Genomic DNA, 25,510 nt, shown 5'->3' with positions numbered 1-25,510 from the left:
ACCGAATGCGGCAGCGTCCTGATTGCCACATCACAAGGCGCGGCGGTCCGATAGATGCCAGTCGACTTTGGAAGGGTTCCGCCGCGTGTCGCGGTGCCACCGCCGCCCCGGCTCTCCGTACTGGTGTGGGCGCTGCTGCTCGTGGTCATCATGGGTGTCGGCGCTGCCCTCACCATCACCCTGTGGCCTGCACGGGTGCCGCTTGATGCGCTCTTCTGGCTGTGCTGCGTCGGCTATGCACCGCTTCTGTGGGGCTGTCTGCTCTTTCTGCGTCTTGGGCACGGTCACCTGCAATGCCGTCAGACCATCGCGGACAATGCCGCTAGTGACAGGATCGAGGCGGGATGTCACGCAGAGGCGGGCGTGCCGCTGGCAGTGCTTGGACATGCCTGGTGTTTTGCTGGTGACGAAAAGGAGAACGATGTCGATGGCATCGTCAGCGGCGCGACACTGTTGGACTTGAGATCCAGTGGCACAGCGCCCGGTACCGACGTGCAGGCCCGCTGGCTGGAGATACCCGGCCAGCGATTCCCTCCCGGCAACGCCCGAGCCGAAGTTGTTCGTCAACAGGTAATCGGTGACTGGCTGCTGGACCAACTGATCGAAAGGATTCGACCCGGCCTGCTGGCGTTGCCGGCAGACTGCGACCTTCACGTGCATCTGAGCTTGCAGGCGATGCGCAAGCCCGAAGAGCTGCGTGGTCGCCTGGAAGCGCGGATTGCCGCCATTGCCCCGGCCTTGCGCATTACGACGATGGCGAGCGCCAGCGATGTCTCGCTGTTCGAGGTGGATGCCTGGCACGACAGTATGACGCCGCACGAAGTGCATCTGCTGGTGGCGATCCAGCTCCGTCCCGCCATCAGCAAGCTACTGGCGAACGGTGTTGCGGAAGCCGGCACAGCCCTGCTGGTGGCACGGCCCGGAGTGGCCTCAAATATGCCCGCTTCAGGAGCAGCGCTGCATCTTCATCGCCCGGCCAAGGGCTCGTTTGACGATGCGTCACAGGCCATGATTCTGGCGGCTCGCTGGGGTCAGATCGCGGACACACCAGTGCCGACAATTTGGGCTTACGCCCTGACGGAGGATGCCACTCGGCAAATCAAGGCCGCACCGGATGTCAGCCCGCAAGCGAAATGGATCGATATCGATACCGTAGTGGGAGATTGCGCCGACGCCGGAGCCTGGCTCGCCACGGCGCTCGCCATCGAACAGGCATCCCGCACTGGTTTCCCGCAAGCTGTGCTTTCCCAGCACGGTAACGACATCGTCGCCCTAGTGTGCAGAAAACAGGTATGAGCGAAAGCAAAACAAAATCATCCGCAGAGCTCTATCTCGGGCTTGCCCTTGGCCATGTCTACGTTGCCCTGGCACTGACGGCGCTGGTCATCGGCATGCAGCGTCACTGGCCGACTGAGTGGTTGGCCATTGCGGAACTCGGCCTGCTGGTATTTTTCCTGGTCGGGCTGGTATTCCTGAAATTCATGGCGGCCGCGCTCGCCTCGGTCGCCAACATGAAAGCGGTCCGATATGTGGCCGACCGCATACAGCAGAAGCCAGCAGCCGGCGCCGCCGCAAGTGCCGGGCAACCCGGTCTGGATGTCAAGGCGCAATCCCAATCCTTGCGCGAGACGCTGCGTGCGCATTTGGGTTGGCGCTGGCGCTATCGCCAGCCGTGGCTGCTGCTCACGGGCAATGAGACAGCGATTGCCCGCCTCCTGCCGGGGCTCGTGGCCACCGGATGGTTGTTGACCGACAATGGTCTACTGCTATGGTCAGGGGGCCAAAACGGCCAGCCGGATGCCGACTGGCTCAAGCGGCTCTACAAGCTGCGACGCCGCCGCCCGGTCGATGCGGTGGTTGCCGTCACCGATGGGGAAATCGATTTGCCGAATCAGCAACGGGGCGCTCATCCCTACGGCATCGGATTGGCGCGCATCGCCAAGGCACTGCGGTGGTCGGCGCCGGTCTACGTGCTCGATGTGGCCGGAACAAACGCTGCAGGCAGCAACAACTCGCTGGTCATCGCTTGCGAATGGCCAAATCAGGCCGATGCTGCCGCTATCGAGCGCGCACTGCAGTCATTGAGCCATCGGTTGGCACAGCGTGGCATGCATCAGTTGACCCACGGCGATCGCAATACCTACCTGGCCAAGCTCTCCCAGCAGCTCGACGCCCGCGCCCAGGCGCTGGTTGACTGGACCGCTGGCCTGAGCGCCCGACATCGTTGGGCTATTCCCATCCGTGGCCTGGCTTTTGCCCCATACCCCTCTGGCGCGGGCAGTCAGCCGGAGAGGCAAGACAGCGCTGACCTGCCGCACTGGCGGTACTTCGGCGAGGCAGCCCGCCGTCGGCCCGGCAAGCGCATCGGCTGGCATCCGATGAGCGTGTGCGCCGGCGTCGCGCTGGTATCGATAGGACTCTGGACCGCAGGCATGGCCGCGTCCGGCCTGCGCAATCACCAGGACCTGAGCGAGACGCGGCAGGCGATTCAAGCGGTCCAGACGGCGACCAATCCCGCCATGCGCCTGCGCGCACTGCTCGCCCTGCAGCAGGAAATCGAACGCTACGAAACCCGCACGCAGCACCACGCACCGCTGCTGACCCGCTTCGGGCTGAACCGCGACGCCGAGGTGCTGGCCGCGCTGTGGGAGCCCTACGCGAAGGCGAGCCACGAGCTACTGACTATGCCGGTCCAGCAAAACCTGGAGGCCTCGCTGGTGGACCTTGGCCAGTTGCAGACCACGACGCTGGACGACAAGACCAGCCAGTGGGCGCTTGCCGGGCACGATGGCCTCAAGGCCTACCTGATGCTGGCCACCCCCGGGCGTGCCGATCCCGCCTTCCTGGCGAAGCGTCTCGCGCAGGACTGGCCAACCGACGCCCGCATCACGCCGGGAGAGAAGCAGGACCTGGCCGAGCGCCTGTTCAAGTTCTACGCGCAGCACCTGCCGGCCCATCCGGACTGGAAGATCGAAGCCCGCCCCGAACTGGTGGCCGGTGCGCGCCAGACGCTGCTGGCCGTCATCGGTCAGCGCAATGCCCAGGACACGCTGTACCAGGGCATCCTCAACGGTGCCGGCAACAAGTACCCGGACCTGAAGCTGCCGGCGCTGACGGCCGGCACGGAGGCGCGCGGACTGCTGCGGTCCACGGCGGTCGTGCCCGGCGTGTTCACGCGCCAGGCCTATGAAGGCTATGTCGAGGATGCCATCGAGGCCGCCGCCAAGCGCCGCGACGTGTCCACCGACTGGGTACTGGCTGGTGGCAAGGCGGCGACCGCTGCCCCCGAGAATTCCGCCGACGAACTGCGCGCGGCTCTGACCGAGCAGTACTTCGCCGATTACGCGCAGCACTGGCAGGACTTCATGAATAGCCTGCATTGGGAATCCGCGCCCACCTTGCCCGCCGCCATTGACCAGCTCAAGCTGCTGGCCGATGCGCGCCAGTCACCGGTGATCGCGCTGATGAAGTCGCTGGCGTACCAGGGCGGTGCCGGTGTGCCGAAGGCCTCGTTGTCCGATACGCTGATGAACAAGGCCAAGGACGTCCTCGGCAAGCAGGACGACGCGCCCGACGCTTCCAACGCGGCCCCGGCCAGCCCGCTGGATGCCGCGTTTGGTCCGGTGCTGCGCCTGATTGGCCAGTCTGGCCGGGCCGGGCAAGGCGGCAGCAGCGACCTGAACCTGCAGCGGTATCTCGACCGGACCACGGCCTTGCGCCTGCACCTGCAGCAAGTCAATACGGGTGCCGATGCCGAAGAGCAGGCCCGACAGATGGCGCAAGCGCTATTCCAGGGCAAAAGTTCGGACCTGGCCGATGTACGGGCCTATGCGCAACTGGTCGCGGCGAGCCTCGGGGCTGAATGGGCGGGCATGGGCGACACCCTGTTCGTGCGGCCCATCGTGCAGGCCACCCAGACCATCGTGCTGCCCGCGCAGGCCAGCCTGAACGAGGCCTGGCAGCGCTTCGTGGTCATGGACTGGGAACAGACCTTCGCCGGCCGCTATCCATTTGCCAACACGGCCAATGACGCTTCGCTGCCCAAATTCGCACAGTTCATGCGCCCGCAGGGCGGCATCATCCCCACCTTCCTGGCGACCCAACTCGCGGGGGTGCTGGAGCTGCAGGGCAATCAGTGGGTGCCGGCCGCTGGCGCGCACGGCGTGACCTTCGACCCGCAGTTCATTAAATTCATCAATACGCTACAGCGCGTCGCTTCCAACCTGCTGGTGCAGGGCGAGCCCCAGTATCACTTCGAAATCAAGGCGATCCCGACGGCAGAACTCATCGATACGGTCCTGAATATCGACGGGCAGCAGTTGCGCTACTACAACCAGAGCGAAACCTGGCAACGGTTCAGCTGGCCCGCGAACAATCTGCAGGAACCGCGCACGATACTGCAATGGCAGTTCCTGACGGCGGGTTCCAACAAGAACTACGAATATGGCGGGCGCTTCGCGTTCCTGCGCATGCTCGCGCGCGGCCACGTCGAACAGATCGACGGCGCGACCTATCAGGTCAGTTGGCCGGCGGCACCCGACACCCGTGCCGCGCCGGACGATCCATCGGCCCCCTCAACGCGCATGCCTCCCATGATCCGGTTCCTGATCCGGGCCGAGGCCGGCGGTGGTCCGCTGGACATGCTCGCGCTGCAGGGCCTGACGCCGCCGCCTCGCATCTTCCTGGTGGGCAGGACGGCGCTGCCGTAGATTCGCCAACGCCTCATGTGAGCCAGAGGCAAGGCCAAGGCTGGAGCAACTTTGGTTTGAGAGGGGAACAAATTGAGAGGGGAGCAAATCATCAGGTCATGGCCCTCCCCTCTCCCGCTTACGGGAAAGGGGCCGCGCACGCCGAAGCCTCACCGCCGCGCCAACCGCAGCCCATTGAACACCACCAGCAGGCTCGTCCCCATATCGGCGAACACCGCCATCCACATCGTCCCCATCCCCGCCACGGTCAGCGCAAGGAATATCGCCTTGATGCCGAGCGCCAGCGTGATGTTCTGCCACAGGATGCGCGACGCGCGCCGCGACAGCCGCACGAACGCGGGGATCTTGCGCAGGTCGTCATCCATCAGCGCCACGTCGGCGGTTTCGATCGCGGTATCGGTGCCGGCCGCGCCCATGGCAAAGCCGATATCGGCCCGCGCAAGTGCCGGCGCGTCGTTGATACCGTCGCCCACCATGCCCACCTTGCCGCGCGCAACGTGCGTGTCGATAGCCAGCGCGCCGATAGCATCCGCCTTGTCCTGCGGCAACTGGTTGCCGCGCGCCTCGTCGATGCCGACCTGCGCGCCGATGGCCTGCGCGGTATGCGGGTTGTCGCCGGACAGCATGATGGTCTTCACGCCCAGCGCGTGCAGCTCGGCAATGGCCTGGCGGCTGGCGTCGCGCACGGTGTCGGCCACCGCGAACATGGCCTGCGCCACCGCTGCGCCGTCCTTGCCGACGCGCGCCAGCAGCACCACGGTCTTGCCCTGGCGCTCCAGCACCTCGAGGCGGTCTTCCAGTTCGGGCGAGCATGCACCCATGTCGTGGATCAGCCGATGGTTGCCGAGGCAGTAGTCCTCGCCATCGATACGACCCTGCGTGCCCCGCCCGGCCAGCGCCTCGAATTCCGTCACGTCCAGCAAGGTGATGCCATCCGCCTGCGCCGCTGCGGCCACCGCCTTCGACACCGGGTGGTCCGACCTCGCGGCCAGGCTCGCGGCGATGGCACGCGCCCGCGGCGCGTTGTCGACGAGCATCGCGTAGTCGGTCTGCGCGGGCTTGCCGTGCGTGATGGTGCCAGTCTTGTCGAGCGCCACCCACGACAGGTCCTTGCCCTGCTCCAGGTAGACCCCGCCCTTGATCAGGATGCCGCGCCGCGCCGCGGCGGCCAGGCCGCTGACGATAGTCACGGGCGTAGAGATCACGAGCGCGCACGGGCAGGCGATCACCAGCAGCACCAGCGCCTTGTAGATCCACTCCACCCACGGCGCGCCCATGGCCAGCAGCGGCAGCACCGCGATGGCTAGCGCGATGGCGAAGACCGTCGGTGTATAGATACGAGCGAACTGGTCGACAAAGCGCTGCGTCGGCGCGCGGCTGGCTTGCGCCGCCTCCACCGCGTGAATGATGCGGGCCAGCGTGGAATCGTTGGCGGGCGCGGTGACTTCGTACTCGATCTCGCCGGACTGGTTGATGGAGCCCGCGAACAGCGCGTCGCCGGCGGCCTTGTCGACCGGCACGCTCTCGCCGGTGATCGGGGCCTGATCCAGCGCGGACTGGCCGCGCACCACGCGCCCATCCAGCGCCACGCGTTCGCCGGGGCGCAGCCGCACCAGCGCCCCCACCGCCGCGCTGGCCGCCGGCACGACGGCCCAGTTGCCATCCGCCTGCCGCACGGTGGCCTGCTCGGGCGCCATGGCCATGAGGCCGCGAATGGCATTGCGCGCACGGTCCAGCGACGCGGCTTCGATGCGTTCGGCCAGCGCGAACAGCACCATGACCATGGCCGCTTCGGGCCATTCGCGCAGGACCAGCGCGCCCGTCACGGCAATGCTCATCAGTGCGTTGATGTTCAGGTTGCCGTTGCGCAGCGCGATCCATCCCTTGCGGTAGGTCGTCAGCCCGCCCAACGCCACGGCCGCAATCGCCAGCAGCGCCGGCAACCACGGGTCCCAGAACCCCAGCCATTCGGTGGCTTCAGCCCCGACGGCGGCCACTCCAGCCAGCGCCAGCGGCCACCACGGCTTGTGTTCCGCCGCGGGCAGCGGCGCGGCCTGCTCCGGGACTAGCGGCTCCGCCTTCATGCCGAGGCTGGCAATCGCCTTGACCACGGGTTCGGCCGAGGCCAGCGTGTGATGCACGGTCAGCACGCGCTGCATCAGGTTGAAATCGAGCGCCGCCACGCCGTCCATGCCCCCGAGCTTGTTGCGGATCAGCGTTTCCTCGGTCGGACAGTCCATGGCGTCGATACGATAGCTGGCCGAGCGCGCGCCGGACGGAATGGCGACCGGCACCACGGGCGCGACGCTGATCGTCGCGCCGCAACCGCCGCCGCAGCACGCTGCTGGTTGCGGCACAAGGTCGTGGTGACCCTGCTCGTGCTGGTGGCCATGATCGTGATCGTGATCGTGATCGTGGCCATGATGTTCTTGGGTATGCCCGTGAGGGTGCCCGGAGCCTGTTTCACTGCGCAAGTGTTCGTGTGGCAGCGCGTCTTCAGGTGTCGTGCGAGCCATTTCTTCTTTCCAGCTGGTTTGACCTGATGCCATTGAAGACCCTGTAGCCGCTACAGAGTCAAGCAAGGCGTCGACAAGACCCGGGCTGCGTCAGGGTGACGCGACCTGCGCTTGCAAGACGGCCGCAATGCGCCGCTATAATCGCGGCCATGCGCCGCCTGCTGATCCTGCTGTTCGCCATCATGCTGCCGCTCCAGTTCACCTGGGCGGGCGCGGCTGCATTCTGCGAGCACGGGCGCGAGCAGCAGCGCCAGCAGGAAACCGGCACCGCGCCAGCCTGGCACTTCGGCCATCACACGCACGAGCACGAGGCCGGCGCCCAAGGCAAGACCGGCAGCAAGCTGCCCGATGCCGATTGCGCGATATGCCATTTCGCCGGCTCGCACGTCATGGTGCCGGCCGCGACACAGCCTCTGTCGTACCATTTCATCACCGTGCGCTACCGCGTGCTGCCCGTGAACTACGGGTCGGTGCCGGCGCGCGAACCGGATCGGCCCCAATGGCCGCGGCTGGCGTAATCCGCCGGTTCGGGGCCACGGCCTATCTTCTGCCCTCGCCGCGCCCGCGCTGACCGCGCAGGGGCAGGCATCCCGGATCGACGGATCTCGCGGCGTGACCGCCGTCAGCGCGCATGCGTGCCGCTGATGGCATCACGCCGGTGTTCCCTGGCTTCGATCTGGTGATACCCGATGAAACACGTAGTGATACCACTGGGGCTGGCTGCCGCCTTGCTCGGCCCCGTCGCGCAATCCGCCACCGCTGCAGCAATGCCGCCCGCGCCTCAGGTGCAACGCTCCGCAGGACCGCTCGACGCGGCGGAACCGGCAGAACCGGCAGAACCGGCAGAACCACAAGGCATCCTGACGCTGGACACCGCCCTGGCGGTGGCCATGGCCCGCAACCCCACCCTTTCCGCTGTCCGACAGGAACTTGACGCCACCGAAGGCGGCATCGCGCAGGCGCGGACGATCCCGAACCCGGCCATCGGCTTCGAGATGGAAGACACGCGGCGCGCGTCGCGCACCACCACCGCGCAGATGAGCCTGCCGATCGAACTCGGCGGCAAGCGCTCGGCCCGCATCGACGCCGCGCAGAAGGCGCGCGACCTCGCCAGCGCGCAACTGAACAATGCCGAGGCCGACCTGCGCGCCGCGGTGATCGGCGCCTTCTTCCAGGTGCTGGTGGCACAGGAGCGTGTCGGCCTGGCAGAAAGCTCGGTCGGCATCGCCACGCGCGGCACGCAGGCCGCGGCGCGGCGCGTGATGGCCGGCAAGGTCTCCCCCCTGGAACAGACCCGCGCGGAGGTCGAACAGGCCAACGCCGAACTGGAACTGGCCGAGGCACGCGCCACACTGGACAGCGCGCGCCAGCAGCTCGCAGCCCAGTGGGGCAGCCAGGCGCCCGGATTCGCTTCGGCAAGCGGCGACCTGGAAGCCCTGCCGTCGCGGCCACTGCCCGGCTCGCTCGACGATACGCTCGACATCGCGCCAGCAATGCGCGCCAGCCAGAGCGAGATGGCGCGGCGCCAGGCGCTCGTCAATGTCGAACGCAGCCGCCAATACCCCGACGTGACCGTGAGCGTCGGCGCCAAGCGCGAATACTCGTCGGATCGCGGCTACTACCCGGTGCTGGGCGTTTCGCTGCCGTTGCCCCTGTTCGACCGCAACCAGGGCAACCTGTACACCGCGATCCGCCAGGCCGACAAGGCCGCCGACGAATACCGCGCCACGCGCGTGCGGCTGGCCAGCGATCTGCGCCAGGCCTCCGGCCAGCTCGCGCTGTCGCGCAACGGCGCGCTGACCTTGCGCCAGACCGTGCTGCCGGCCGCGCAGCGCGCCTACCAGGCGGCAGCGCAAGGATTCGAAGCGGGCAAGTTCGCCTATCTCGAAGTGCTCGACGCCCAGCGCACGCTGCTGCAGGCACGCGTGCGCTATCTCGGCGCCGTGGCCGCCACCTACCAGGCCGCCACCGCCATCGACCGCATGCTCGGCCGCTGACCCGCCCAACAAGGATTCCCATGGCAATCACCAAGATCCAACGCAACGCTATCGCCGCGATCGTCGGTGCCGGCGTATTGGCCGGCGCCGCCCTGCTTTTCACGGGCCGTGAAACCGGCGACGGCCACGACGAGGCCGGCCACGATCACGGCGAGCAGGCATCGAAGCCGCCCGGCAAGGAGGCCCGCAAAGACGCAGCGTCCGCCGCGCAGGCCGCACCTGCCGCGGACTCGCACGACACCGACCGTATCGCGATGACGCCCGAGCAGATCCGCAATGGCGCACTGGAACTGCGCACCGCGGGCCCCGGCCGCGTACAGGCTGCGGTGCAGTTTCCCGGCGAGATCCGCTTCAACGAAGACCGCACCGCCCACGTCGTGCCGCGCGTGGCGGGCGTGGCCGAATCCGTGTCGGCCGTACTGGGCCAGCGCGTGAAGAAGGGCGACCTGCTGGCCGTGCTGGCCAGCACGCAGCTGTCGGACCAGCGCAGCGAACTGCTGGCCGCGCAGAGGCGGCTGGAGCTGGCACGCACGACCTACACGCGCGAGAAGCGCCTGTGGGAAGACAAGATCTCCGCCGAGCAGGATTTCCTGGCCGCGCGTACCGCTCTGCAGGAAGCGGAAATCGCCGTGCGCAACGCCATGCAGAAGCTCACCGCCATCGGCGCGCGGCCGGCGTCCACCGGGCTCAACCAGTTCGAGCTGCGCGCGCCGTTCGACGGCATCGTCGTCGAAAAACACCTGGCGCTTGGCGAAGCGGTCGCGGCGGACACCACCGTCTTCACGATCTCCGACCTGGCGACGGTCTGGGCCGAGTTCGTGATCGCGCCCAAGGACCTGAGCCAGGTACGGCTCGGCGAAAAGGTCAGCATCGCTTCCACCGCGTTTGACGGGACCGCCGCGGGCACCGTGTCCTATGTGGGCTCGCTGCTCGGACAGCAAACGCGCACCGCAACCGCGCGCGTGACGCTGTCGAACCCCGACATGGCGTGGCGCCCCGGCCTGTTCGTCACCGTCAGCGTGGCCGGACAGGAAACGGAAGTCCCCGTCGTCGTGGAAAGCGAAGCCGTGCAGACCGAAGGCCGCCAGCCGATGGTCTATGTCGAGGTGCCCGGCGGCTTTGAAGCGAGGCCGGTGACCACCGGGCGCAGCGACGGCAAGCGCATCGAGATCGTGCAGGGCCTGCAGCCCGGCGCCCGCTACGTCGCGCGCAACAGCTTCGTGCTGAAGGCCGAGCAGGGCAAGGCCGGCGCCGAGCACGCCCACTGACCCGCAGGAGCCGACCATGTTCGAACGCATCATCCGCTTTGCCATCGAGCAGCGCTGGCTGGTCCTGCTGGGCGTGCTGGGCATGGCGCTGCTGGGCCTCTACAGCTACAGCCGCCTGCCGATCGACGCCGTGCCCGACATCACCAATGTGCAGGTGCAGATCAATACCGAGGCGCCCGGCTACTCGCCGCTGGAAACGGAGCAGCGCGTCACCTACCCGGTCGAAACCGCCATGGCCGGCCTGCCCGGGCTGGAACAGACGCGCTCGCTGTCGCGCTATGGCTTGTCGCAAGTCACAGTCATCTTCAAGGACGGCATCGACCTCTACTTTGCGCGCCAGCTCGTCAACCAGCGCTTGCAGGAAGCGCGCGAGAAGCTCCCGGACGGCACCACGCCGCAGCTGGGGCCGATCTCCACGGGTCTCGGCGAAATCTACCTGTGGACCGTCGAGGCCGACGACAACGCGCGCAAGCCTGACGGCACGCGCTATACGCCGACCGACCTGCGCGAGATCCAGGACTGGATCATCAAGCCGCAGCTGCGCACCGTCGCGGGCGTGACGGAGATCAACACCATCGGCGGCTTCGCGCGCGAGTACCTGGTGGCGCCGAGCCCGGAGCGCATGGCGTCCTACGGACTGAGCCTGCAGGACGTGGTGCAGGCGCTGGAGAAGAACAACAGCAACGTGGGCGCGGGCTACATCGAACGGCGCGGCGAGCAGTACCTGGTGCGCGCACCAGGCCAGGTCGGCTCGATGGACGATATCCGCGACGTCATCGTCGACACCGCACAGGGCCAGCCGATCCGCATCCGCGACCTGGCCGAGGTCGGCCTGGGACGCGAACTGCGTACCGGCGCCGCGACCGACAACGGCCGCGAGGTCGTGCTGGGCACCGTCTTCATGCTGATCGGCGAGAACAGCCGCGCGGTCTCGCGCGCGGTCGATGCGCGCATGGCCGAGATCAATCGCACGCTGCCCCAGGGCGTGCGCGCCGTGACGGCGTACGACCGCACCGTGCTGGTCGACAAGGCCATTGCCACCGTGAAGAAGAACCTGCTCGAAGGCGCGGCGCTGGTGGTGGCGGTGCTGTTCCTGTTCCTCGGCAATCTCCGCGCGGCGGTCATTACCGCGCTGGTGATTCCGCTGTCGATGCTGTTCACATTCACCGGCATGGCCACCTACCGCATCAGCGCGAACCTGATGAGCCTGGGCGCGCTGGACTTCGGCATCATCGTCGATGGCGCGGTGGTCATTGTGGAGAACTGCGTCCGACGCCTGGCCCACGCGCAGCAGCACCACGACCGCCCGCTCACGCACGGCGAACGCCTGCACGAGGTGTTTGCGGCGGCCCGGGAAGCGCGCCGCCCGCTCGTGTTCGGCCAGCTGATCATCATGATCGTCTACGTGCCGATCTTTGCGCTGTCCGGTGTCGAAGGGAAGATGTTCCACCCGATGGCGATCACAGTGGTGCTGGCACTGGCCGGTGCCACGCTGCTGTCGGTGACCTTCGTGCCCGCGGCCGTGGCGCTGTTTATCGGCGAGCGCGTCGCGGAGAAGGAAAACCGCGTGATGCGGTGGGCGCGCAGTCTCTATGCGCCCGCACTGGCCCGCGCCGTCGCCAATACGCCGGTGGTCCTGACCTTCGCGGCGGTTGCCGTGGCGCTGAGCGGGCTGGTTGCGACGCGGCTTGGCAGCGAGTTCATCCCGAACCTGAACGAAGGCGACATCGCCGTGCAGGCATTGCGCATTCCCGGCACCAGCCTGAGCCAGTCAGTGGCCATGCAGCAGCAGATCGAAGCGCGCCTCAAGGAGAAATTCCCCGAGGTCGAGCGCGTCTTCTCGCGCACGGGCACGGCCGAGATCGCCGCCGACCCGATGCCGCCCAATGCGTCGGACGCCTACATCATGCTGCGGCCGCGCAGCGAATGGCCCGATCCGCGCAAGACGCGCGACCAGTTGCTGGCGCAGATGCAGGCGGAACTCGAGACCATCCCCGGCAACCGCTACGAGTTCTCGCAGCCGATCCAGCTGCGCTTCAACGAGCTGATCTCGGGCGTGCGCAGCGATGTCGCGGTCAAGCTGTTCGGCGACGACAACGCGGTGCTCGAAGCCACCGCGCAGAAGATCGCCTCCGCCCTGCAGTCGGTACCGGGCGCCGCCGAAGTCAAGGTCGAGCAGACCACCGGCCTGCCGGTCCTCACGGTTGCGATCGACCGCGCCCGCGCGGCGCGCTACGGGTTGAACATGACCGATGTGCAGGACACCGTCGCCATTGCCATCGGCGGGCGCGATGCCGGCACGCTGTTCGAAGGCGACCGGCGCTTCCGCATCGCGGTGCGCCTGCCTGAAGACGCGCGGGCCGATGTCGACGCCCTGCGGCGCCTGCCAATTGCACTGCCGCCCGATACGCGGCCCGCGGCTGCCGGCGGCGTACGCATGACCTCCGCCGACACCGCGCCCCGCACCAGCTATATCCCGCTGGGCGAGATCGCCACGTTCGACATCGCGCCAGGCCCCAACCAGGTCTCGCGCGAGAACGGCAAGCGCCGCATCGTCATCAGTGCCAACGTGCGCGGGCGCGATGTCGGCAGCTTCGTGCCGGACGCCCAGGCCGCGATTGCCGAGCGTGTGACGATTCCCACGGGCTACTGGATCGCCTGGGGTGGCACGTTCGAGCAACTGCAATCGGCCACAAATCGCCTGCAGATCGTCGTGCCGATGGCGCTGCTGATGGTATTCGTGCTGCTGTTCGCGATGTTCGGCAACCTCAGGGACGGCCTGCTCGTGTTCACCGGCATTCCGTTCGCGCTGACGGGCGGCATCCTGGCGCTGTGGCTGCGCGGCATTCCGCTGTCGATCTCCGCGGCGGTCGGCTTCATCGCGCTGTCAGGCGTGGCGGTGCTCAATGGGCTGGTGATGCTGTCGTTCATCCGCAGCCTGCGCGAAGACGGGCTGGCGCTCGATGATGCCGTACAGAGCGGCGCACTGAGCCGGCTGCGGCCGGTGCTGATGACGGCGCTGGTGGCATCGCTCGGCTTCATCCCGATGGCGCTTGCCACGGGCACGGGCGCCGAGGTGCAACGCCCGCTCGCCACGGTGGTGATCGGCGGCATCGTGTCGTCGACGGTGCTGACGCTGCTGGTGTTGCCGGTGCTGTATCGGCTGGCGCATCGCCGCGATGAGCGGATGGGCGCCGGTAAAGGCGTGCGCAGTGCGCTGGTGCGGGATCCGGCCAGCTAGATCACGCGGCACTCATCCCGGCGCCTGGCCGCGCCGGGATGAGCCAATCAGAGGCTGGCGTGAACCGCGGGGGCCGCGAGGTTCGCGAGCACCCGCAGCGCGGCGATCTCGCGGGCCTCCCAGGCGGCCCGGCCGGCCAGGTAGTTGAATGTGCCGAATACCCGCCCGGCCTTGCACAGCGGTACATTGACCACGGCCCTGCATCCCAGTGAGCGGATCAGCGCAACGTCGTCAAACACCGCCGCCAGCGCCGCATCGCCTTCGCCGACGAAGACTTCCCCGGCTTCGAGCAATTGCCGCCGCCAGGGGCTGTCCGGCTTGGACTTCTTCCCGCCCGGCGGATAGGCAACAGGGTCCGACGACCAGATTCGCTCGATTTCCGCCGTACCCGCATGCCACGCATTGATGGTCAGCAGGCCCGGCCCCAGCAGCCGCAGTGTCGCCTGGCCTACGGCATCCAGCGTTTCCTTCGGGTTGGCCGCGCGCTGCAGCGCATCGCACAGGCCATTGGCGCAAACCAGTATCTCCGCGGCGTGGTCCAGGACAGCACTCACGTTATTCCCCATGGATGCCAAGTTCGCGAATGAGCTTGCCATAGCGGTCCGCATCGTTGCGCAGGATGGTGCCGAACTGCTGCGGGGTGGACGTGGCCGTCTCCACGCCGATCGCGTTCATCTGCTTCTTGACCTCCGGCAGCGACATCACCGCGTTGATTTCGCGGTTCAGGCGCGCCACCAGGTCGGTGGGCATGCCCTTCGGACCGAACGCGCCGTACCAGACCGCCAGCTCATAGCCCGGCACGGTCTCCGCGACGGTCGGTGTATTGGGCAGCAGCGGCGAGCGCTTTGCCTCGGTGACGGCCAGCAGGCGCAGCTTGCCGGCCTTCACGTGCGGCAGCGTCTGGGTGCCCGCGGAGAACAGCACCTGCGTCTGGCCGGCGACCGTATCGACCACTGCCGGCGCACCGCCCTTGTAGGGCACGTGCAGCATCTGCACGCCGGCCATGCGCTCGAACAGCACAGCGCTCAGGTGATTGGTGGAACCCGGGCCCGCACTGGCATAGGCCAGCTTGCCGGGGTTGGCCTTGGCGTAGGCAATCAGTTCCTTCAGGTTCTGCGCGGGCACCGACGGATGCACCACCATCGTGTTGGTCACATAGGCAAGCAGCCCCAGCGGCGTGAAATCCTCGACACCGCGGAACGGCATGTTGGGCATCAGCGCCGGGTTCATCGCATGCGTGCTCATCGAGCCGACCAGCAGCGTGTAGCCATCCGGCTTCGCGCGCGCGACCATCGCCGAGCCGATATTGCCCGACGCGCCCGGCTTGTTGTCGACGATGACCGGCTGGCCGAGCGAACGCGTCAGGTGTTCGGACAGCACGCGTGCGAGGATGTCGGTGGAACCGCCCGCGGCCCACGGCACGATCAGCGTAATCGGCTTCTGCGGGTAGGGATCCGCGGCATGCGCGGCGGCGCAGAGCGACAGCGCGGCAACGCCGCCCAGCAATCGTTTCACAATGGATTTCATAGTCTTGCTCTCCTCGATCTCGCGCGAACCGGCGTGCTGCCATTCGCGCCCTCTTCTGGTGGATGGCCGGATTCAGCGCCCGACGGCGTAGCCCTGCATGCCGCGCGCATTGGCGCCGGCGCGCAGCACCAGGCGCCCGCGCGCATCGCGTTCGCGCGTGCACGCGGACATGCGCCCTTCGGACCATGGATCGCCCACGCGCACGTCGTGGCCGCGGTCTCGCAGCGCGGCAAGCGTGGCTTCGGGGAAGCGAGACTCCATGGTGATCCGGTTGATCACGGTCTGGCGCGGCCAGAATGAGCCCGGGAAATGGTCGATATGCCAGCCCGGCGCATCGATCGCCTCCTGCAGGTTCATGCCGTGCACCGCATGGCGCAGGAAGAACGCCAGCGACCACTGGTCCTGCTGGTCGCCGCCGGGCGTGCCGAACACCATGTACGGCTCGCCGTCGCGCAGCGCGAGCGAAGGCGACAGCGTCGTGCACGGGCGCTTGCCCGGCGCGAGCGAATTCGGCAGGCCCGGTTCGAGCCAGGTCATCTGCAGGCGCGTATTGAGCGCGAAGCCCAGCGCGGGAATGGTCGGGCTCGATGACAGCCAGCCGCCGGACGGCGTGGCGGCCACCATATTGCCGTGCCGGTCGATCACGTCCACATGGCAGGTGTCGCCCACGAACAGCTCGCGCTCGGCCCACTCCGACACCGGCGGCAGTTCGGCAAAGGTCGGCTCGCCCACGCCGAAGCGCACATCGGCACGCTGCAGCGTGCGCACCGCGGCTTCCAGGTCGGGCAGGCGCGGGGTCGCGCCACCAGGCATGCCGGGATCGATCGAGCGTGACGCGCGTGTGCCGATGCGCTGCGCCCGATCGGCCAGATAGCCGCCGTCCAGCAGCGCGGCAAGCGGGCTGGCCGCGAAGCGAGGATCGCCAAACCATGCGAGCCGGTCGGCCATGGCCAGCTTGCAGGCCTCGGCAATCCGGTGCACGAATTCCGCCGAGTCCGGGGCGTGCCGTTCGAGTTGCGCTTCGCGCAGCATGCCAAGCTGCTGCAGGAACACCGGGCCCTGGCTCCAGATATCGCACTTGGCCACGGTATAGCGGCCGAAGTCGAGCGTAACAGGCGCTTCCACGTCAGGCTGCCATGCGGCCATATCCTCGTATCGAAGCAGCCCCGTGTGCTTGTCGCCGGTGGTGTCGCGCACGTGCGCGTTGCGGCAATAACTGTCGATCTCGCGCGCCACGAAGCCGCGGTACCAGCAGTCCATGGCCGCGTCGATCTGGCCTTCGCGCGTCTGGCTGCGCTGCTGCGCTTCGTCGACGATGCGCGTGTAGGTGGCCGCCAGCGCGGGCAGTGTGTGCAGGCTGCCGGGGCGCGGCACCTTGCCGCCAGGCAGCCAGGTCTGCGCGGAGCTGTGCCACTCGTCGCGGAACAGCGCCTGCACGGCCAGGATCGCGCGCGAGATGCGCGGCACCAGCGGGAATCCGTCGCGCGCGTAGCCGATGGCCGGCGCCAGTACGTCGGCGAGCGGCCACGTGCCATGGTCGCGCAGCATGGTCAGCCACGCACCGAAGGCGCCCGGCACCGTGGCCGGCATCAGGCCGATGCCCGGCATCAGTTCCAGGCCCATGGCGCGCAGTTTTTCGGGGTCAGCCAGCGCGGGCGCGGCGCCCTGCCCGCAGACCGAGCGCACGCGGCGCTCGCGTTCGCTCCAGTACAGGATCGGCACTTCGCCGCCGGGCCCATTCAGGTGCGGCTCCACCACTTGCAGCACGAAGCCGGCAGCAGCAGCGGCGTCGAAGGCATTGCCGCCCCGCTCCAGAACGCCCATGGCGGTTTGCGTGGCCAGCCAGTGGGTCGATGCCGCCACGCCGAAGGTGCCGACGATTTCCGGACGGGTAGTGAACATGGGAAGGGCTCCTGGGATTCAGGCCAGTATAGGGTTATGAAATAACCGCAAAGACGTCTTTGGTTATCATTGCATGACTGATTGGTTATACGACTACCCTGCCCTCCCTCGTACCGCCATGTCCATCGCTTCCGACCAGCTGGTCCATCGCGTCATTTCCCGGCTGCGCCTCAGGCACATGCCGCTGCTGCTGGCGCTGGAAAGGCAGCGCTCGGTATCGCGCGTCGCCGCCGAGATGAACCTGTCGCAGCCGGCCGTCACCAAGATGCTGCGCGAGATCGAGGACATCTTCACGGTACCGCTGTTCACGCGCACGCGTCAGGGGCTGGAGCCGACGCCGACCGGCCTGAGCGTGCTTGCGCACGCCCGCCTGGCGCTGGCCGACGCGGATGCACTCGGCCGCGAGCTTGCCGTGATCGAGGCGGGCTTGTCGGGCCGGCTGCGCCTGGGGGTGATTCCGTACATCGCGCGGCCGGTGCTGGACGCTGCCTGCACGTTCGGGCTGGCGCGCTCCCCGCGCATCTCGGTCCTGGTGCGCGAGGGCACCACGGATGAACTGGTGGCCGCGCTGCGCGCCCACGAACTCGATTGCGTGATCGCGCGCACGTTCTATGTGCCCGGCGAGGATATCGCGCAGCGGCCGCTCTACCGCGAAGAACCGGTGCTGGTGGTGCCAAGCAAGGCAGCGGCGCGCCTGGCGCGCAGCGGGCTGGACTGGAACCAGCTGGCTGCACGGGACTGGATCCTGCCGCCGCCCAATACGCCCATCCGGCGCACCATCAACACCATGTTCGCGGTGGCGGGCGTGGCGCAGCCCACCCCGATCGTCGAGACGTACTCGATCAAGACGATGGCCACCGTGCTGCGCAGCCACCTGGGCGGCATCACCATCGTGCCAAGAGGCGTTGCCGCCGAGCTGGTGGAGGCCGAAGGCGCGACCATGCTGCCCCACCCGCTAAGCTGGGACCTGCCGCCGGTGGGCGTGATGTGGCGCAGGGAATCCGGCGAAGATGAAAAGATCGCGGCACTGGTGACGAGCGTCGCCGCGGTGGGGACGAGGGCTGGCCGGTAAACGCAAAAAAATCCGCCACATTTCCACTAAGCCGCTGATTTGAATAGGAGATACCCAACTGCGCACGAAGCCTACGCGTTGTCGATCTTTTTCCAACGAATCAGCTTACGATGTTGAAACGGCTCAACAACCTCTGTAGCTCCGATTGCCTCCGCACATTCGTCTTGGCAAATATTGCCTTCAGATGGGAGCGGCCAGTGGGTTCCGAGATGTTCAGGGCAATGCATGCCTCCTTAATTGTCAGCCCTTTCATGATCTGATGAAACACGCGGATTTCCGCGCGCGACAGCCCAAAGCGATGTCGAAGGATATCGTCGGAATGTGGCTTTTCGCTGGCAGGATCGTTGATCCACACCAAGGCCTGCGGCATTGCCTCGCCCCAGGCCGACCGAGGTGGCGGCAATGGAACTGCGCTGACAAACATCGGCGAGCCATTTGCATTGGGCATCGAAAAGCTTGCTGACCGTCGCGGACCGTTGAATCCCGTGGCGGTCCTTAGAAGATGTACGAATTCCGATGCATGCGGCGAGGAGGCTGCAAGTGGATTGCCTGGTGAAGAAAGCCACTGCTGCCCAAGCGCGTTAGCCAGGGTGACGTTCTTTTCGCAGGTCACGACCAGAAGCGGGAAATTGATCCGATCCAGAACCCAGCTGCTCAGTTCCTGCTGCTGCGCCACGCCCAGCAATCGGACGCGCAGGCTGCTTGCACGTTCCAAGTGAGGTAGCAAGGGAGCGAGGCGGTGCACTACCTCAGACTGGTCACGCTTGCCAGCGCGCGCGCTTAACGACAGGAAGCCATCGAAGCGTCCACCTCGCAGCACGGGTGTGACCATGGTCGAGTCCAGTTCATAGCGCTTCAAGAAATCCTGATAAAAGGGCGATTTTCGGATGAATTCGCGGCCCAGTTCGCGCTCATCCAAGTACCACTCGCCACGCCGAACACGGTCGCCGAAAAAACGTGCCGGGTCTTCCTTGTCGTAATGCGCCTGGTAATCAGTCAGCAATTCGTGTGGCAAGCCAACCTGCTCGCCAACAGCAGCCATGTTGTCGGCACGGCTCCAGAGCATAATCGACGCCGCATCGGAATCGGAAAAAATGGCCAGTCTGCGCAACGCCTTTTCCCATCCATCAGCGTCTGCCACCCCGTCGTAGAAATTCCCGATCAATTCAAGAAGATCATCAGACTTCATTTTGATTGTTTCCGATAACCAGAAATTGGATTCTATGTAATCTGTGAGGGAAGCAGCGCGAACTCCTTCGACGTGAGGTCGATCTTCTGCCCCGCGCGCGTCACGCGGCGGCGGATCGCGTCGATCTGCAGGTCGGCCAGTTCGATGAATTCGCTTTCGCGCAAGGGCCCGCGGCGCAGGATGGTGCGGATGCGCATGACCAGCTCGGCAAACGCAAACGGCTTGACCATGTAGTCGTCAGCGCCGAGTTCCAGGCCCTTGAGCCGGTCCTGCAGTTCGTCGCGCGCGGTCAGGAACAGCACCGGCGTATCGCGTTCGCGGCGCAGCTCGCGCAGCACGCTCCAGCCATCGAGCCCCGGCAGCATCACATCGAGCACGACCAGGTCATAGGGCTGCTCGCGCGCGTGGGCCAGGCCGTCGATGCCGTCCCGCGCAAGGTCGACCACGAAGCCGGATTCGGTCAGCCCTTTTTGCAGGTAATCGCCCGCCTTGGGCTCGTCTTCGACAATCAGGATGCGCATGCGGGTGTCCTTTTGGGCGGGCACCGGTGCTCCGCCAGGGCATAACGCTAGCGGAGACTGGGCCCGCGTGGCGCAAGATGTCAAAAATGTCATCTGCACGTGACGCATCCGCGCCAGCGAGCCCGGTAAAATGGGGGGGACATCGAACGCCTCTATTGGTTCCACGCCATCCGATGAAACGCCTGACTATCCGCTTTTTCCTGCTGTGCCTTCCGCTGCTGGCTGTGTCCGGCGCGGGGCAGGCCGCATCCCGGTCTCCGGCCTGTGCCATGGTGCAGGCTGCGGGCCTGTCACTGGCCGAGCGCCACGTCGCGGCCAAGGCGAGCGCCGAAGCGGCACTGGACCCGGCGCCGCATTGCGCCGATGGCGCCGTGCGCGTCATGGCCGACCCCGACAGCGACGGCAGCCCCTTGCAACTGCATGACAGGAACGGCGACGCCAATGACAAACCCGCCCAGGGCGACAGCAGCCGTGCCGAGAGCCGCTGCGCCACGCGCGGCGGATGCACCGTGGGCGAGCTGACGGAACTCCCCGTTGCCGCGCTTGCACACTACGGCCATGCGGCCACGTTTGCCGGTCCCTTCAGCGGCTTCCCGGCCCAGCCCTGATGCGCGCTGGCGGGATCTGCCAGAACTGCAGGTGGCTTACTCGACGCGATAGAAATCAATCGACTGGCCCGCGTTGACCGCGCGCTGAAGCCAGTCCGGATACTCCCCGGTACCGTCCCAGCTCTGTCCCAGTGCATTGCGGTATAGCGGCGCGGCCTTCTTTGGCGGCTGCTGCACAACGGCGGCGTCAGGGGGAGCGGGTAATTCGCTCGCGCCAGGGGTTTCCGTGGCCCCGCTTTCTCCAGCGGACGGTTCCCCGTCAAAACATCCCGCGGCCATCAGGTCGTCAAGCGTCAGGGCGTAGTTGTCCATTTGCTCGCGAATCCAGGCGATCGCGGCCAGCTTGGCTGATTCAGACTCAGACATGAGTATCGTGAGAAGCCCGCCGCAATGTCTCCGATTCCGGCGGTGCAATGGAAGACCGGCGCCAGACAGCGGCGCCGGTGTGATTTCGGTGATTTTACCGTGTTTGCCGGCCGTTCCCGCGAAACGCAGCTGGCAACCCGCGGGTGCCGGTCCATGACGGCATTGTCATGGCGCAGTCATGCTGCTGTGCGGCACGCCTGCCTAGACTGCCCGCAGGGTCGGTCAAGTCCTGACCGGCCGGCTACCGGAGATACACCATGCGACTGCTCAGACATACCCTGATGGCCACGGCGATGGCCGCCACGCTTGCCGGCGTGGCTACCGCCGCAGGCGCGGCCGGCACGCGCACGCCCGACCCTTACCTCGACGGCGCGCGCAGCGTGCAAGGCCCGCGCGATGTCTTTACCGATGGCGCGCGCAGCGGCCCGCGCACGCCCGACCCATTTACCGACGGCTCGCGCAGTGGCAGTGGTCCGCGCACGCCCGATCCCTACTCCGACGGCGCCTGAGCCGTCATGGCTCAACGCACTTCGCCATAGATGCGGCGGGCGTCCGCGGCCGTGGCTAGCGGACGACCTAGCGTCAGCCCGCCCTGGGCGGCCTGCGCCACCAGCGCGGCATTGCCTGGCGCCAGGCTGCCATCGCGCAGATACAGGTTGTTCTCGAAGCCCACGCGGACGTGGCCGCCGAACGCCGCCGCGGCGGTCACGCAGGCATTTTCCTCGCGCCCGAACGCGCAGATGGCCCAGGGCAGGGTTCCGTCGGCCACCTGCAGGAAGGGCAGCAAATCGCGCGGCGAGGATACCTGCCCCGCTGAATAGCGCCCCAGCACGTACAGCACCGACCACGCACCCGGCGGGACCATGCCGCGCTCGCGCATGGCCTGCCAGCGCTGCACATCCGCCGCGTCGTACAGGATCACCTGCGTCATGATGCGTTCGCGCGCCAGCCAGCCAAGGAAGTCCGCCAGCTCGGTCTCGCTCACGTCCGGCACCGCAATCTCGCGCAGGCCCACCGATACTGCTTCGGGCCGAAGCTCGCGCACCATCGCCATCTGCTGCGCGGCCTTGTAAACGCCTGCCGCCTCGCTCGTGACCTGCACCAGCAAATCATCGCCCACGGCCTGCCTGACCGTGGCCAGCGCCTCGCGGTAGGTCTGCGCATCGAGCGAGTGGCGTCCTTCGGCGTCGCGCACGTGCATGTGCATCATGGCCGCGCCTGCGTCCAGGCAGGCCTTGGCGTCGGCCGCCAGTGCGGCGGCCGTCAGCGGTACCGCGGCGTGGTCGCTGGCGCGCTTGTACGCGCCGTTGGGCGCTACGGTAATGATCAGCGGCGAATCAGCCAGCGGCTGATGGGTCGGGGCCTGGATAGCTTGCGTCATGGCTGGATCTCGGGCAGTTCGGGGGCAATCAGGTCAAGGCCGGCGCGCAGCAGCCGGTCATAGCGCGCGCGTTCGGCGGCAATGGTCTCGGGCGTCCACGCGTAGAAGCCTTCGCCGCGCTTCATGCCGTGGCGGCCGTCGGCGGCGCGCTCGCTCAGGCAGCGCGCGGGATGATCGTCATTGCAGAAGGTCGGGTACATGGTAGCGCCGGCGGCGGCATGCACGTCGATCCCGGCATGGTCGCGCTGCAGGACCGGGCCCGCGGCCAGGAAGCGGAAGCCGAAGCCGAAGCGCACGGCAGCGTCCACGTCCTCGGCCGACGCAATGCCCCGGTCGATCAGGCTGAAGGCCTCGCGCGACAGCGCGTGCTGCAGCCGGTTGGCCAGGAAGCCCGGCAGGTCCCGGCGCACCTTGACGGGCACCATGCCGCAGCGGCGCATGAACGCGATCAGTGCGTCGGCACAGGCTTCATCGCTGCCCGCCCCCATGACCACTTCCACCAGCGGCACCAGGTGCGCCGGCATGAAGAAGTGCAGGCCCAGCATGCGACCGCGCCCGGACAAACCATCACCAATCGCGCTGATCGGGAAACTCGAACTGTTGCTGGCCAGCACGGCATCGGGACGCGCCCGTGCGGACAGCTCCAAGAACAGTGCCTGCTTGAGTTCGAGCCGCTCGGGAATGCACTCGATCACCAGGTCCACCGACGGCCAGTCCACGGCGTCCAGGTCCTGCACCACAGCGAGCCGTTCGGCGCCTTCGGCCCGGCCGATCACCTCCAGGTTGGCGGCCACGCGGCCGGGCAGCGCACCGGCGCGCCCGGCATCGGGCTCGACCACCGTGGTACGGCACAGCGCGCGGGTCAGGACCACGGCGACATCGGCACCCATGGTGCCGCCGCCGACCACGACCGCATGGGCAACGCCCGGGCGGTCGAGGATGACGGATGGGGCGGGATTCTGCATAGCGTCTCTTGGCTTTGGCGAAGGCGGCAGGCACGTCGGCCCGGCGCCGGAATGGAGAATTGCAGCAGTGTAGAGAAGCCGCTTTGATTGATGAAGTCGATTCTATGGATAAAATGATCTGAATTCGAGATCAATCAGCCTGCCCAGCCCGGGACGCCATCGCCCATGAAGATCAACCTGTCGATGCGTGACATCGAGACCACGCTCGTGCTCGGCCGCACGCTGAACTTCCGGCAAGCGGCCAGCCAGCTGCACCTGTCGCAGTCAGCCCTGTCTACCCAGATCCTGCGCATCGAGGAGTCGCTCGGCGTGCGCCTGTTCGACCGCACCACGCGCACGGTGCGGCTGACTGCGGCTGGCGCGGTCTTTATGCAGCAGGCCGCGCTGCTGCAGGCGGCCTTCCGCGGCGCGATCGACGCGGTCACGGGCATTGCCAGCGCCGAGCGCGGCCAGGTCGCGGTGGCGGCACTGCCGTCGCTGGCGGCGCGCATGCTGCCGCGCGTGCTGATGGCCTACCACCGCGCCCGCCCCGAAGTGGCGCTCAAGGTGTTCGATACGCTATCCGGGCCCGCCTTCGACATGGTGCGCGCGGGCGATGTCGACTTCGCGCTGACCGCGGCCGATCCGCAGCAGGCGGACCTGCACTACGAGCCGCTGATGTCCGACCGCTTCGTGCTGCTGATCCCGGCCGAGCACCCGCTGGCGCGCGGCACGGGGCCGCTGCGCTGGGCCGACACCGCACATGCGCCGCATGTGTCGATGACGCACCCGAGCAGCGTGCGCCAGTACGCCGAGTGGGCCTTCCTGCAGAACCGCATCCGCTTCCAGCCGGTGTTCGAGGCCGAGCACCTCGCCACCATTGCCGCCATGGTCGAGTGCGGTTTCGGCGTGGCGGCGCTGCCGGAAATCGCCGCGGGCACCGTGCGCCAGCCGGGCATCGTCGAGCGCCTGCTGACCGGGCCGGTCACGGAGCGGTCGATCGGGCTGGTCACGCCGCGCAACCGCAGCATGTCGCCCGCGGCGGCGGAGCTGGCCGATGCGGTGCGCGCGCACCTGGCCCAGTTCCGCGGCCAGCCCGAAGCCGCCGGTGCCGAGGTTGGTTGAGGCGGCAATGACGCAGCCCGCCTGATACTCCGTCCTGTTGCCGCGACGCGTGGACGTATGAGAAAAAGTTGACGCTGTCCGGGCCGGCGATAAGAATCGGTGATCGCCGGCCACACTCTGGCAGTTCTCGCCCTGCGCCTTCTCCGTTCCCCGTTCTCCGCCCCGATGATCCCCTCCGTCACCACCCTGCACGGCCGCCTGAAGATGCAGCACCTGCGCCTGCTGCTGGCCATCGAGGAACGCGGCTCGCTGCGCCAGGCCGCCGACGCATTGACGCTGACGCAGCCGGCCGTGAGCAAGATGCTGCAGGACATGGAGGACCTGCTGGGCGTGGCGCTGTTCGAGCGCCATGCGCGCGGACTGCGGCCGACACGTTTCGGCGGTGCCGCGACGCGCTATGCCAAGCTGGTGTTCGCCGACATGGCAGGCCTGCGCGACGAGCTGGTGGCGCTAGAATCCGGCAAGATCGGCCGCGTGCGCGTGGGGGCGGTCATGGCGCCGGCGCCGGGCCTGCTGGCGGGCGTGATCCGCACCCTCAACCGTGACCACCCGCGGCTGGAAGTGGCGGTGCAGGTCGACACCAGCGACCTGCTGGTGCCGCTGCTGGAACGCGACCAGCTCGACATCGTGCTGGGCCGGGTACCGGAAGGCTGGGATAGCAGCGGGCTGGAATTCGAGCAGCTGGGCGAGGAAGGACTGGCAATCGTGGTGGGGCCGCAGCATCCGCTGGTCCGGCGGCGGCGCCCCTCGTTCGCGGAGCTGACCCGGTACCCATGGGTCATGCAACCGCGCCCCAGCCCCATGCGCGCCCTGATCGACCGCTCCTTCGAGGATGCCGGCGTGGCGCCGCCGCCCACCACCATCGAGACTGCCGCAGTGCTGATGACCACGTCCCTGCTGGCGGACAGCGAACTGATCGCAGTGCTCCCGGCCTCGGTCGCAGCGTACTACCGGAGCCTCGGGGCGCTTGTCGTGCTGCCGCTGCCCCTGCCGCGCAAGCTGGGGCCCTACGGCATCGTGACGCGGCGGGGCCGCCCGGTCACGGCATCGATGAGTGTGCTGATCGATGCCTTGCGGGCCGCTTCGACGCTCTAGCCCGCTGCTTCAGGCAGGACGCGCTGGCCGCCCCCGAGATATTTGTCCG

Annotated in this window: 20 protein-coding genes and 1 pseudogene; 12 read left to right on the top strand and 9 right to left on the bottom strand. The window is 67.5% G+C overall.

Annotated elements, in window-relative coordinates; all coding sequences use genetic code 11:
• Positions 1 to 54 precede the first annotated feature (54 nt).
• Together CupriaWKF_RS25795 and CupriaWKF_RS25790 are read left to right on the top strand one after the other, a co-directional pair.
• Positions 55 to 1,296: a hypothetical protein gene (locus CupriaWKF_RS25795; RefSeq protein WP_276101277.1), complete on the top strand. Its 1,242-nt coding sequence runs from the start codon at positions 55 to 57 to the stop codon at positions 1,294 to 1,296.
• The gene (locus tag CupriaWKF_RS25790; RefSeq protein WP_276101276.1) at positions 1,293 to 4,709 is read left to right on the top strand and encodes an ImcF-related family protein; all 3,417 of its coding nucleotides are present in this window, start codon (positions 1,293 to 1,295) and stop codon (positions 4,707 to 4,709) included. Before CupriaWKF_RS25795 ends, CupriaWKF_RS25790 begins: the two co-directional genes overlap by 4 nt.
• Before the next feature lie 149 nt (positions 4,710 to 4,858).
• On the opposite strand, the gene CupriaWKF_RS25785 is transcribed toward CupriaWKF_RS25790, so the two are convergent.
• Positions 4,859 to 7,003, bottom strand: coding sequence for a heavy metal translocating P-type ATPase (locus CupriaWKF_RS25785; protein ID WP_276103209.1), 2,145 nt, complete (start codon positions 7,001 to 7,003; stop codon positions 4,859 to 4,861).
• Positions 7,004 to 7,072: 69 nt separating this feature from the next.
• On the opposite strand from CupriaWKF_RS25785, the gene CupriaWKF_RS25780 reads away from it, so the two are divergent.
• The 5 genes from CupriaWKF_RS25780 to CupriaWKF_RS25760 all read left to right on the top strand — a co-directional run bounded on the left by CupriaWKF_RS25780 (position 7,073) and on the right by CupriaWKF_RS25760 (position 13,731).
• The gene (locus tag CupriaWKF_RS25780; RefSeq protein ID WP_276101275.1) at positions 7,073 to 7,252 is read left to right on the top strand and encodes a hypothetical protein; all 180 of its coding nucleotides are present in this window, start codon (positions 7,073 to 7,075) and stop codon (positions 7,250 to 7,252) included.
• A 122-nt stretch (positions 7,253 to 7,374) separates the two neighbouring features.
• Positions 7,375 to 7,743, top strand: a complete 369-nt coding sequence (gene czcI, locus CupriaWKF_RS25775; protein ID WP_276101274.1) for a cation efflux protein, CzcI family — start codon at positions 7,375 to 7,377, stop codon at positions 7,741 to 7,743.
• A 171-nt stretch (positions 7,744 to 7,914) separates the two neighbouring features.
• Positions 7,915 to 9,222, top strand: coding sequence for a TolC family protein (locus CupriaWKF_RS25770; RefSeq protein WP_276101273.1), 1,308 nt, complete (start codon positions 7,915 to 7,917; stop codon positions 9,220 to 9,222).
• A 20-nt stretch (positions 9,223 to 9,242) separates the two neighbouring features.
• Positions 9,243 to 10,490, top strand: coding sequence for an efflux RND transporter periplasmic adaptor subunit (locus CupriaWKF_RS25765; protein ID WP_276101272.1), 1,248 nt, complete (start codon positions 9,243 to 9,245; stop codon positions 10,488 to 10,490).
• 16 nt (positions 10,491 to 10,506) lie between these two features.
• Positions 10,507 to 13,731 (top strand): CusA/CzcA family heavy metal efflux RND transporter, encoded by a 3,225-nt coding sequence (locus CupriaWKF_RS25760; protein ID WP_276101271.1) that lies wholly within the window; start codon positions 10,507 to 10,509, stop codon positions 13,729 to 13,731.
• Positions 13,732 to 13,778: 47 nt separating this feature from the next.
• Here the strand turns inward: CupriaWKF_RS25760 and CupriaWKF_RS25755 are convergent, their stop codons facing one another.
• The 3 genes from CupriaWKF_RS25755 to CupriaWKF_RS25745 form a co-directional block, all read right to left on the bottom strand.
• The gene (locus tag CupriaWKF_RS25755; RefSeq protein WP_276101270.1) at positions 13,779 to 14,285 is read right to left on the bottom strand and encodes a GAF domain-containing protein; all 507 of its coding nucleotides are present in this window, start codon (positions 14,283 to 14,285) and stop codon (positions 13,779 to 13,781) included.
• Between the two features lies 1 nt (position 14,286).
• Entirely contained in the window at positions 14,287 to 15,258 is a 972-nt protein-coding gene (locus tag CupriaWKF_RS25750) for a tripartite tricarboxylate transporter substrate binding protein (RefSeq protein WP_276101269.1), read from the bottom strand.
• Positions 15,259 to 15,330: 72 nt separating this feature from the next.
• Positions 15,331 to 17,160 carry a gamma-glutamyltransferase family protein gene (locus CupriaWKF_RS25745; RefSeq protein ID WP_276101268.1) on the bottom strand — a complete coding sequence of 610 codons (1,830 nt, stop codon included), beginning with the start codon at positions 17,158 to 17,160 and terminating at the stop codon, positions 15,331 to 15,333.
• A 118-nt stretch (positions 17,161 to 17,278) separates the two neighbouring features.
• On the opposite strand from CupriaWKF_RS25745, the gene CupriaWKF_RS25740 reads away from it, so the two are divergent.
• Positions 17,279 to 18,232: a LysR substrate-binding domain-containing protein gene (locus tag CupriaWKF_RS25740; protein WP_276101267.1), complete on the top strand. Its 954-nt coding sequence runs from the start codon at positions 17,279 to 17,281 to the stop codon at positions 18,230 to 18,232.
• A 100-nt stretch (positions 18,233 to 18,332) separates the two neighbouring features.
• Here CupriaWKF_RS25740 and CupriaWKF_RS25735 read toward each other — a convergent pair whose 3' ends face one another.
• Positions 18,333 to 19,421 carry a helix-turn-helix transcriptional regulator gene (locus CupriaWKF_RS25735; RefSeq protein WP_276101266.1) on the bottom strand — a complete coding sequence of 363 codons (1,089 nt, stop codon included), beginning with the start codon at positions 19,419 to 19,421 and terminating at the stop codon, positions 18,333 to 18,335.
• Positions 19,422 to 19,471: 50 nt separating this feature from the next.
• Positions 19,472 to 19,942, bottom strand: a pseudogene (locus CupriaWKF_RS25730) (response regulator); the annotation flags it as partial.
• Between the two features lie 173 nt (positions 19,943 to 20,115).
• Here CupriaWKF_RS25730 and CupriaWKF_RS25725 point away from each other — a divergent pair.
• The gene (locus tag CupriaWKF_RS25725) at positions 20,116 to 20,550 is read left to right on the top strand and encodes a hypothetical protein (RefSeq protein ID WP_276101265.1); all 435 of its coding nucleotides are present in this window, start codon (positions 20,116 to 20,118) and stop codon (positions 20,548 to 20,550) included.
• A gap of 36 nt (positions 20,551 to 20,586) precedes the next feature.
• Here CupriaWKF_RS25725 and CupriaWKF_RS25720 read toward each other — a convergent pair whose 3' ends face one another.
• A complete protein-coding gene (locus tag CupriaWKF_RS25720) occupies positions 20,587 to 20,916 on the bottom strand; it encodes an H-NS family nucleoid-associated regulatory protein (RefSeq protein WP_276101264.1) in 330 nt (109 codons plus the stop codon).
• A gap of 257 nt (positions 20,917 to 21,173) precedes the next feature.
• Between CupriaWKF_RS25720 and CupriaWKF_RS25715 the strand changes: the two genes are divergently transcribed.
• On the top strand, positions 21,174 to 21,425 hold the full coding sequence (locus CupriaWKF_RS25715; protein WP_276101263.1) for a hydroxyquinol 1,2-dioxygenase: 252 nt from the start codon (positions 21,174 to 21,176) through the stop codon (positions 21,423 to 21,425).
• Between the two features lie 11 nt (positions 21,426 to 21,436).
• Here CupriaWKF_RS25715 and CupriaWKF_RS25710 read toward each other — a convergent pair whose 3' ends face one another.
• Together CupriaWKF_RS25710 and CupriaWKF_RS25705 are read right to left on the bottom strand one after the other, a co-directional pair.
• Positions 21,437 to 22,297: a 3-keto-5-aminohexanoate cleavage protein gene (locus tag CupriaWKF_RS25710; RefSeq protein WP_276101262.1), complete on the bottom strand. Its 861-nt coding sequence runs from the start codon at positions 22,295 to 22,297 to the stop codon at positions 21,437 to 21,439.
• A complete protein-coding gene (locus tag CupriaWKF_RS25705) occupies positions 22,294 to 23,262 on the bottom strand; it encodes a 3-hydroxyacyl-CoA dehydrogenase NAD-binding domain-containing protein (RefSeq protein WP_276101261.1) in 969 nt (322 codons plus the stop codon). Before CupriaWKF_RS25705 ends, CupriaWKF_RS25710 begins: the two co-directional genes overlap by 4 nt.
• Positions 23,263 to 23,427: 165 nt before the next feature.
• Here CupriaWKF_RS25705 and CupriaWKF_RS25700 point away from each other — a divergent pair, with 165 nt between their 5' ends.
• Entirely contained in the window at positions 23,428 to 24,366 is a 939-nt protein-coding gene (locus tag CupriaWKF_RS25700; RefSeq protein WP_276101260.1) for a LysR family transcriptional regulator, read from the top strand.
• 165 nt (positions 24,367 to 24,531) lie between these two features.
• Entirely contained in the window at positions 24,532 to 25,461 is a 930-nt protein-coding gene (locus tag CupriaWKF_RS25695) for a LysR family transcriptional regulator (RefSeq protein WP_276101259.1), read from the top strand.
• Positions 25,462 to 25,510: the final 49 nt, after the last annotated feature.

Origin of the sequence: Cupriavidus sp. WKF15, assembly GCF_029278605.1 — a bacterium.
Taxonomy (GTDB): domain Bacteria; phylum Pseudomonadota; class Gammaproteobacteria; order Burkholderiales; family Burkholderiaceae; genus Cupriavidus.
The sequence above is the reverse complement of the archived record's forward strand: the minus strand, read 5'-3'. Positions and strand labels throughout refer to the sequence as shown.

Excerpts from the sequence above, each read along its gene's own strand:
- CupriaWKF_RS25795 (WP_276101277.1), top strand. The coding sequence starts at position 55 with ATGCCAGTCGACTTTGGAAGGGTTCCGCCGCGTGTCGCGGTGCCACCG.
- CupriaWKF_RS25790 (WP_276101276.1), top strand. The coding sequence starts at position 1,293 with ATGAGCGAAAGCAAAACAAAATCATCCGCAGAGCTCTATCTCGGGCTT.
- czcI (WP_276101274.1), top strand. The coding sequence starts at position 7,375 with ATGCGCCGCCTGCTGATCCTGCTGTTCGCCATCATGCTGCCGCTCCAG.
- CupriaWKF_RS25770 (WP_276101273.1), top strand. The coding sequence starts at position 7,915 with ATGAAACACGTAGTGATACCACTGGGGCTGGCTGCCGCCTTGCTCGGC.
- CupriaWKF_RS25765 (WP_276101272.1), top strand. The coding sequence starts at position 9,243 with ATGGCAATCACCAAGATCCAACGCAACGCTATCGCCGCGATCGTCGGT.
- CupriaWKF_RS25760 (WP_276101271.1), top strand. The coding sequence starts at position 10,507 with ATGTTCGAACGCATCATCCGCTTTGCCATCGAGCAGCGCTGGCTGGTC.
- CupriaWKF_RS25750 (WP_276101269.1), bottom strand. The coding sequence starts at position 15,258 with ATGAAATCCATTGTGAAACGATTGCTGGGCGGCGTTGCCGCGCTGTCG.
- CupriaWKF_RS25745 (WP_276101268.1), bottom strand. The coding sequence starts at position 17,160 with ATGTTCACTACCCGTCCGGAAATCGTCGGCACCTTCGGCGTGGCGGCA.
- CupriaWKF_RS25740 (WP_276101267.1), top strand. The coding sequence starts at position 17,279 with ATGTCCATCGCTTCCGACCAGCTGGTCCATCGCGTCATTTCCCGGCTG.
- CupriaWKF_RS25735 (WP_276101266.1), bottom strand. The coding sequence starts at position 19,421 with ATGAAGTCTGATGATCTTCTTGAATTGATCGGGAATTTCTACGACGGG.
- CupriaWKF_RS25725 (WP_276101265.1), top strand. The coding sequence starts at position 20,116 with ATGAAACGCCTGACTATCCGCTTTTTCCTGCTGTGCCTTCCGCTGCTG.
- CupriaWKF_RS25720 (WP_276101264.1), bottom strand. The coding sequence starts at position 20,916 with ATGTCTGAGTCTGAATCAGCCAAGCTGGCCGCGATCGCCTGGATTCGC.
- CupriaWKF_RS25715 (WP_276101263.1), top strand. The coding sequence starts at position 21,174 with ATGCGACTGCTCAGACATACCCTGATGGCCACGGCGATGGCCGCCACG.
- CupriaWKF_RS25710 (WP_276101262.1), bottom strand. The coding sequence starts at position 22,297 with ATGACGCAAGCTATCCAGGCCCCGACCCATCAGCCGCTGGCTGATTCG.
- CupriaWKF_RS25705 (WP_276101261.1), bottom strand. The coding sequence starts at position 23,262 with ATGCAGAATCCCGCCCCATCCGTCATCCTCGACCGCCCGGGCGTTGCC.
- CupriaWKF_RS25700 (WP_276101260.1), top strand. The coding sequence starts at position 23,428 with ATGAAGATCAACCTGTCGATGCGTGACATCGAGACCACGCTCGTGCTC.
- CupriaWKF_RS25695 (WP_276101259.1), top strand. The coding sequence starts at position 24,532 with ATGATCCCCTCCGTCACCACCCTGCACGGCCGCCTGAAGATGCAGCAC.